This window comes from Streptomyces sp. SID14478, from assembly GCF_010548525.1.
In the GTDB taxonomy this organism is placed as follows: Bacteria; Actinomycetota; Actinomycetes; order Streptomycetales; family Streptomycetaceae; genus Streptomyces.
This window is the reverse complement of the sequence record NZ_JAAGMG010000650.1, coordinates 1-6,833: the sequence shown is the minus strand read 5'-3', so window position 1 is coordinate 6,833 and position 6,833 is coordinate 1. Positions and strand designations below refer to the sequence as shown.

7 protein-coding genes and 1 pseudogene are annotated in these 6,833 nt (G+C 69.2%); 3 read left to right on the top strand and 5 right to left on the bottom strand.

The annotated features are described in order from the left end of the window. On the bottom strand, positions 1 to 372 hold a 372-nt coding region (locus G3I40_RS21690), incomplete at its 3' end, for a hypothetical protein (protein WP_164303804.1). A gap of 181 nt (positions 373 to 553) precedes the next feature. On the opposite strand from G3I40_RS21690, the gene G3I40_RS21685 reads away from it, so the two are divergent. Together G3I40_RS21685 and G3I40_RS21680 are read left to right on the top strand one after the other, a co-directional pair. Continuing rightward, positions 554 to 1,198: a dihydrofolate reductase family protein gene (locus G3I40_RS21685; RefSeq protein WP_164303803.1), complete on the top strand. Its 645-nt coding sequence runs from the start codon at positions 554 to 556 to the stop codon at positions 1,196 to 1,198. A gap of 375 nt (positions 1,199 to 1,573) precedes the next feature. After that, positions 1,574 to 3,025 (top strand): sugar porter family MFS transporter, encoded by a 1,452-nt coding sequence (locus tag G3I40_RS21680; protein WP_164303802.1) that lies wholly within the window; start codon positions 1,574 to 1,576, stop codon positions 3,023 to 3,025. Between the two features lie 59 nt (positions 3,026 to 3,084). Here the strand turns inward: G3I40_RS21680 and G3I40_RS21675 are convergent, their stop codons facing one another. Together G3I40_RS21675 and G3I40_RS21670 are read right to left on the bottom strand one after the other, a co-directional pair. Then, complete coding sequence (locus tag G3I40_RS21675; protein WP_164303801.1) at positions 3,085 to 3,852, bottom strand: hypothetical protein; 768 nt, start codon at positions 3,850 to 3,852, stop codon at positions 3,085 to 3,087. Positions 3,853 to 4,014: 162 nt separating this feature from the next. Then, on the bottom strand, positions 4,015 to 5,007 hold the full coding sequence (locus tag G3I40_RS21670) for a 4,5-dihydroxyphthalate decarboxylase (protein ID WP_164303800.1): 993 nt from the start codon (positions 5,005 to 5,007) through the stop codon (positions 4,015 to 4,017). Positions 5,008 to 5,108: 101 nt separating this feature from the next. Between G3I40_RS21670 and G3I40_RS21665 the strand changes: the two genes are divergently transcribed. Next, entirely contained in the window at positions 5,109 to 5,729 is a 621-nt protein-coding gene (locus tag G3I40_RS21665; RefSeq protein WP_164303799.1) for a TetR/AcrR family transcriptional regulator, read from the top strand. 52 nt (positions 5,730 to 5,781) lie between these two features. Here G3I40_RS21665 and G3I40_RS21660 read toward each other — a convergent pair whose 3' ends face one another. Beyond that, positions 5,782 to 6,543, bottom strand: a complete 762-nt coding sequence (locus tag G3I40_RS21660) for a DUF4239 domain-containing protein (protein ID WP_164303798.1) — start codon at positions 6,541 to 6,543, stop codon at positions 5,782 to 5,784. A gap of 31 nt (positions 6,544 to 6,574) precedes the next feature. Then, positions 6,575 to 6,833: pseudogene (locus tag G3I40_RS46510) on the bottom strand (hypothetical protein); the annotation flags it as partial.

Sequence of the window (6,833 nt, the reverse complement as noted above, 5' to 3'; positions counted from 1 at the left end):
GAGCGCCGTGCGCAGCGCGGGCCGGTCGACGTCCGGCGTGCCGGGGCGGTCCACCGCCGCACGCAACCGCGTCGCCTGCGCGGGAGGCAGGGCGTCCCACGACCCCGACAGCGGCAGGAGCGACTGGGCCAGTGCACCCAGGGGGTACCGCTCGTCGCCGGGACCCGGCGTCAGCCGCAGCAGGCGCACGCCGCCGGGGACGGATCTCTCGACAGCGGCGAGCACAGTGGTGCGGCCGCTGCCCCACACGCCTAAGACGGCGACGTGACCGCAGGCCGCCAGCGCCTCGCGGACCTGGTGCACCCGCGCGCCGAACGCCGGCCACAACAGCGCGTTCCCCGTGCCGTACGAGCTTGGTCCGTCTGCCGACATCCGGTGAATGTACGGAGGCGGCGGGGACGCATCAACCCCCGCGGCCGGCGACGACGCGGGGGTCCGACGGGCGCCGGCGAAAGAAATTGTGGGGCCGGTGTCGATCGGGCGGCGTCCCGTTCGACGTCACGGTGGGGCGGCGACCGCCGCACGCCGAAGCGACCTACCTGGCGAGGAAGACGTGGACCAGTTGCTGAAAGTCATGAACTTCACGATCTCGAGCGACGGCATAGGGGCGGGGGAGGAGCAGACTCTCGAGCGGCCGTTCGGTCACGTGCAGCCCGAGAGGCTGTTCGCCTGGGCCGGTGCCACGGCGAGCTGGCCGATGCGCACGGCTCCCGGCGGCAGCCGTGGTCTCGACGACTACTTCACCCGGGACTTCACGCACCACATCGGTGCCGAGATCATGGGCCGCAACAAGTTCGGTCCGCAGCGCGGGCCGTGGACCGACCACGAGTGGTGCGGCTGGTGGGGGCAGGAGCCTCCGTTCCACACTCCGGTGTTCGTCATGACCCACCACACGCGTCCGTCGATCACGCTGTCCGACACGACGTTCCACTTCGTCGACGAGGACCCGGTGACGGTGCTCGCACGGGCGCGGGAGGCGGCGCAGGGCAAGGACGTCCGGCTCGGTGGGGGAGTGACCACGGTCCGGCAGTTCCTCGACGCCGATCTCGTGGACACCCTGCATGTGGCGGTCTCGCCCGTGAAGCTGCACTCCGGGCTGCGGCTGTGGGAGTCGCCCGAGGACCTGCTCGACCGGTTCCACCTGGAGGTCGTGCCCAGTCCGAGCGGCATCACGCACCACCTGTTCTGGCGCAGGTGACACCGGTCGGGGGGTGCGTCGTCCGGCCGGGTGAGGCTGCGCTGATGCGAGAGCTCACGCGCGCCACGACGAGCTGATGCGAGATCTCACCGCCCACCACGACGGTCGGCGGTGAGACGCCCCGCCTTTCCCGCAGCCTCTGAAGTCAAACGGCCCGGTGGACCTTGAGCGAAGGACCGAGGTCGGCCGGGGCGAGGGCATTGGCCCCTGCCGTGGCCCGGTCGCGTGGTGTGTGATGGGTGATCGCACAGCGACACGCAGCAGACATCAGGGGTTACGCCGAAGGTCACCTGCCGTCCCCAAGGTCCACCACACTCCGAGCGCCGCCTTCAGCGACAGCGCGCGAGGCGTCATGAACATCAAGAGGTATCCGCCATGACCGCGACCGCGACGGTCTCCCCGTCGACAGGCTCCCACCACGGCAAGGCCGTCGGTGTCTCCATCGCCGCGGCCGTGGGCGGTTTCCTGTTCGGCTTCGATTCATCCGTGATCAACGGCGCCGTGGACGCCCTGGGCTCGCACTTCCACCTGGGTTCGTTCCTGTCCGGGTTCGTCGTCTCCATCGCGCTGCTGGCCTGCGCCGTCGGCGCCTGGTACGCGGGACGCCTCGCGGACAGCTGGGGCCGACGCCGGGTCATGGTGCTGGGCGCCGCGATGTTCGCGGTGAGCTCGGCCGGCTCGGCCTTCGCGTTCTCCGTTCCTGACCTGCTGGTGTGGCGGGTCATCGGCGGCCTCGGCATCGGCATCGCCTCGGTGATCGCGCCCGCCTACATCTCCGAGATCGCCCCGGCCAAGGGCCGCGGCGCGCTCGGCTCGCTCCAGCAGCTCGCCATCACCATCGGCCAGCTCGTGGTGCTCAGCTCCAACAAGGGCCTGGCGGGTGCGGCGGGTGGAGCGTCCCAGAACCTGTGGCTGGGGATGCCCGCCTGGCGGTGGATGTTCCTCGTCGGGGTGATCCCGGCGGTCGTGTACGGCGTGCTCGCCGTGCTGATCCCGGAGTCCCCGCGCTATCTGGTGCGGCAGGGACGGTTCGACGAGGCGGGCTCCGTCCTGGAGCGGATCTCGGGAGTGGCGGACGGCAGGGCCAAGGTCCAGGAGATCCGAAAGACCCTCGACAAGGAGCACCGCAGCAGCTTCCGGGATCTGCGAGGGCGGCGCTTCGGCCTGCACCCCTTGGTGTGGGTGGGCATCATCATGGCCGCGCTGCAGCAGCTCGTGGGCATCAACGCGATCTTCTACTACTCCACCACGCTGTGGAAGTCGGTCGGCTTCAGTGAGTCCAGCTCCTTCACGACGTCGGTGATCACCGCGGGCGTGAACGTCGTCATGACGGTCGTGGCCATGTTGTTCGTGGACCGGATCGGTCGCCGCCCGCTGCTGACCATCGGCTCTGCCGGCATGTTCGTCTCGCTGCTCCTGACGGCGATCGCCTTCTCGCAGCAGCAGGGCAGCGGCGACGACATCTCGCTGCCCGGCGCCTTCGGACCGCTGGCGCTCATCGGAGCCAATGCCTTCGTGGTCTTCTTCGCGCTCTCCTGGGGCCCGATCCTGTGGATCATGCTCGCCGAGATGTTCCCGAACCGGATGCGCGCGATGGCCCTCGCCATCAGTACCGCGGCGAACTGGGTCTTCAACTTCGTCGTGACCTTCTCCTTCGAGCCCATGACCCGCCACATCGGACTGTCCTGGCTCTACGGGGGCTTCGCCTTCTTCGCCTTCGCGTCCTTCTTCTTCGTACGCAGCAAGATCCCCGAGACCAAGCAGCAGGAACTGGAGTCGGTGACGGCGGACACGGACCGTCCCGCGGAGAGGGCGGACGCCCGCTAGCCGAAGCTGACACCGGCGAGGGCCGGGCCGCTGGGCCGGCCCTCGCCGACGCGGCGGGGTCATCCGCCCGTCGTCGACGTGAAGCCGGTCGGGCCGATGGAGTAGGACGCCTTCGCCGAGCAGGCGCCGAGCGTGACCGCGCTGGTGGTCGTGCCGGAGTAGGTGCTGCCGTTGCCCTGCGGGTCGGAGAAGTAGACGGAGGCGGGCGCGATCGCGTCGCAGTCGGCAACCGGCAGGAAGTGTTCGACGAACGCCACGCCGGTCGGCTTGAGCAGTCCGGCGGACGCACTCACGGTCCAGGTCCCGATGTGCTGCGTGGCTCCGGTCACCGTGTCGTAGGCGATGCCCTCCCACACGCGAGCGGACAACTGCTGGATCTTCAGCCTGTACTGACGGCCCGTCACGTAGTCGTAGGCGATGTTGCAGCTGGTGCCCTCGCCGCCGTCGGCCCCGGGGGCGCAGTTGACGTCACTGTCCGTCGTCCCGGCTCCGAACACGCTGAAGAACGCCCGGTTGGGCTCGGTCGCGTCGGCCCGCGGCTGGAGTCCGATGTAGCCGACCTGGCCGTTCTTGAAGTAGAAGGCCTGGGCGAAGAAGTAGCCCTTGGCGTCGGGCTGCTCGTTGATCGTGATGTGGTAGCTGATGCTGGTCAGCCCGTCGGCGGGGGCTCCGTCGACGCGGGTGTACGCGTTGATCATGTGCCCCGGTGTCACCGCTGCGGCCGCGGGGGAGGGCGTCTGCAGCGTCAGGGCGAGCGCGGCCGCCGCCACGCCCGCCCACTGTCCCGTCCGCCCGAGTCGTGAAAGACGTGCCGTGCGTGCGGCCATGGGAAGGCCTCCCGTCGTGGATGCGTGATGAATCACCCGAACTGCGGGAGCAGAATGGCAGTAAACGCTTGCTGTGAACAGAGCGTCCTCTTGAACTTCCGTCCCTGTGACGTCAGTTGTGACAGGAAATCGATTACTGTCCCGGCTCCGTATCCCGTGCCCTCAGGTGTCGAGCAGCGCGGGGACGATGACGTCCTCACTGGTCAACAGGCGCCGCGAAAGGCCCTGTTCGTAGTGGTAGCGCAGGAACGTGTCGACGACCTTGCGGTTCGCGCCGAGACCGTACGGCCACCAGTCCTCGCCCAGTAGTGCGCGGTTCTCCTCGAAGTGGCTGCTGAACCAAGGGGTGACCACCCCCATGTGCTGCTTCAGCGCACCCTGGCGGTACTCCTGCTGGGCGATGTCCTTGGCCTCGCAGAAGGCGCGGTAGATCGAGGTCATCAGGTCGTCCCGCGCGGCCAGTTCCCTCGGGACCGCGACGATGTGCATGGCGGGGAAGATCCCGGTGCGCCGGTAGTAGTCGCGCTCCACGGTCTCGTAGTCGGGGAACAGGCGGGCGATCTTCGTCGAGCCGTCGGGGAGGGATTGCGGGACGTCGACCGAGATGAGCGCGTCGATCTCGCCGGACTCGAGCATCGCGCCCAAGGTCTCGCCCTCGCCCGCGTGCCGCACGTCGATCCCTCCCGGAACGGGCTGCGGGACCCAGTCGAAGGCGGGGATCGGATGGTCGGTGCCGCCGATGACCCAGCGCGACTGATCGGGCGTCAGACCGTACTCGTCGGAGAAGACGCCCTTGATCCACACGCCGGGGTCGTGTCCGAACATCGCGAACTCGCCGATCGTCCTGCCCGCGAGGTCCTGGGGCTTCTCGATCCCCGCGGCGGTGTTCACGAAGACGGACGAGTGCCGGAAGTTGCGGTTCGGGAAGATCGGCAGCGCGAGGAACGGTGATTCATCAAGGTCGAAGGTGCGCAGGAAATAGGTCAGGCCGTACTCGGCGACGTCGTAGTGGCCCTCGACGGTCCGCCGGAAGATGTCCGACACCAATGGGGCCGTCTCGAAGGTGGCGTCCACTCCGTCGATCGGGACGCGCCCGTCGAGGAGTGCCGCGGTGTGCTCGTACGTGTAGGAGGCAACGCGCAGTTTCGTGCTCATCGTGAACCCTCACTTCCGTGAATGAGCTTTCACTTTTAAAGTAGGTCTGCGGGCGGAACCCGTCAAGGTAAATGCTCATTCACGTTGAAGGAGGGTCGGTCATGCCACGCCTCACCCCCGAGCGCCGCGAGGCCAAGCGCGCGGAGATCATGGCTGCGGCGCGCCGCTGCTTCTCCCGCGACGGTTTCCACCAGACCTCGATGCCCGACATCGCCGCCGAGGCCGGTGTCTCGCAGGGCGCCCCCTACCGGTACTTCGAGAGCAAGGACGAGATCATCCTTGCCATCGCCGGTGACGCCTTCCGTCTCATCTTCGCCCCGGTCGAGCGGCTGGCGGCGGAGGCCGTCGCCGCGTCCGTCGCCGATCTGACGGCTGCCGCGCTCGACGCACTGAGCGCGGACACCGTCCTCGACGCCGCCGGACGCGAGGTGCCCGTCGACGAACTGCTGCGCTGCGCCGTGCAGACCTGGTCGGAAATGCTGCGCAACGAAGCCGTGCGGTCCCCGGCCGTCGAGGGCTTCGCCACCGTGCGCCGCACCATCGCCGATGCCATCGAGCGCGGTCGGGCGGCAGGCGCCGTCCCGCCGTCCGTCCGGCCCGATCATGGAGCGCGCGTGGTCATGGGGCTGCTCCACGGATTCCTGCTCCAGCGGGTGGCGTTCGGTCTCACCGACACGGCGCAGTACAGCGCCGACATCAAGTCCCTGCTGCACCACCCGTGAACGCCCCTGGCCCATGGCGAGGACCGCTCGGGGGAAGGTCCAGGCGTCCGCGCTACACGTCGGCCGCGTAGAGATCGAGCAGCGGCTGCGCGGTGTCGGTGCCGGAGTGCCCGAAAGGCGCGTCGAAGCTCCACACCATGAACAGCAGGAACACCACCAGGGCGCTGAACGCGGTGGCGAGCATCAACTCGCGGGCCGAGCGCCGGATCTGGAGCGCGTACAGCAGGGCCAACGTCACCGCGCCACCGGCCACCAGCCCGAACCACACCACGCCGGGCAGTGTCGTACCCGCGCTGTCCAGCCGCTGGTGCCGGGCGTCGTCCGCGGCGGCGACCTGATCCAGAAGCGGTTGGTAGGCCTGGGCCTGCAACTCGTCCGCCGGTGCGCGATGGGCCAGGTCGTGGCGGATCCGCTGCAGCAACTCCCCGCCACCGGAGCCCAGTTGGTCGTCGTTCTCCATGGCGGGCCACTCCGCGGTGACGGCGTGCCGGGCGTACGCGTCGATGTGCTCCCGGACCTGGCCGCGGAATGCGTCCGGATACACGTCCAGCCGCTGATCGATCTCGTACAGCGCCTGTGCCTCACGTTGCACCGTGTCCTCGGCGGCGCTGCGTGCCTCCCACACGCCGGCGATGGCGAGGCCCAGCACGATGGCGTAGACGACTCCCACCATCATCACCATGTACTCCAGCACGTCCGGTGTCTGCGACGTGTCCTCGTCGGCGGCGACGCGGCGGTGCCGCATCACGGTGGCGACGACGACCAGGGCGCAGACGACGGCGGAGGCCAGGGTGTAGATCAGCCATTCGGGCACGGTGGTACTCCAAGAGCGGGGTGAATGAGACTCAACTGCTGCGGCGGCGACGGGATCCGGGCCGCAGCGCAGCAGCGGCGAGCACGGCAGGGGTGGTGACCACGACGGTGGTCATGGTCGTGGACATGCCCGGGGGTGCGGGGCGCTGTGCGCGATTGCGGTAGGAGGTCCGAGGCACCCACTGGAACGGCGCGGCCGGCGCCGCACGGTCCGGCGTGCTCGGCTCGGGCGGGGGTTCCCGGTGCGGGGAAGGCGGCGCCGGAGCGGGAGGCTCGGGCGGCAGCGGCGCG

Bases quoted from the DNA above. Each gene is read 5' to 3' on its own strand.
- G3I40_RS21680 (WP_164303802.1), top strand. From the start codon at position 1,574: ATGACCGCGACCGCGACGGTCTCCCCGTCGACAGGCTCCCACCACGGC.
- G3I40_RS21675 (WP_164303801.1), bottom strand. From the start codon at position 3,852: ATGGCCGCACGCACGGCACGTCTTTCACGACTCGGGCGGACGGGACAG.
- G3I40_RS21670 (WP_164303800.1), bottom strand. From the start codon at position 5,007: ATGAGCACGAAACTGCGCGTTGCCTCCTACACGTACGAGCACACCGCG.
- G3I40_RS21665 (WP_164303799.1), top strand. From the start codon at position 5,109: ATGCCACGCCTCACCCCCGAGCGCCGCGAGGCCAAGCGCGCGGAGATC.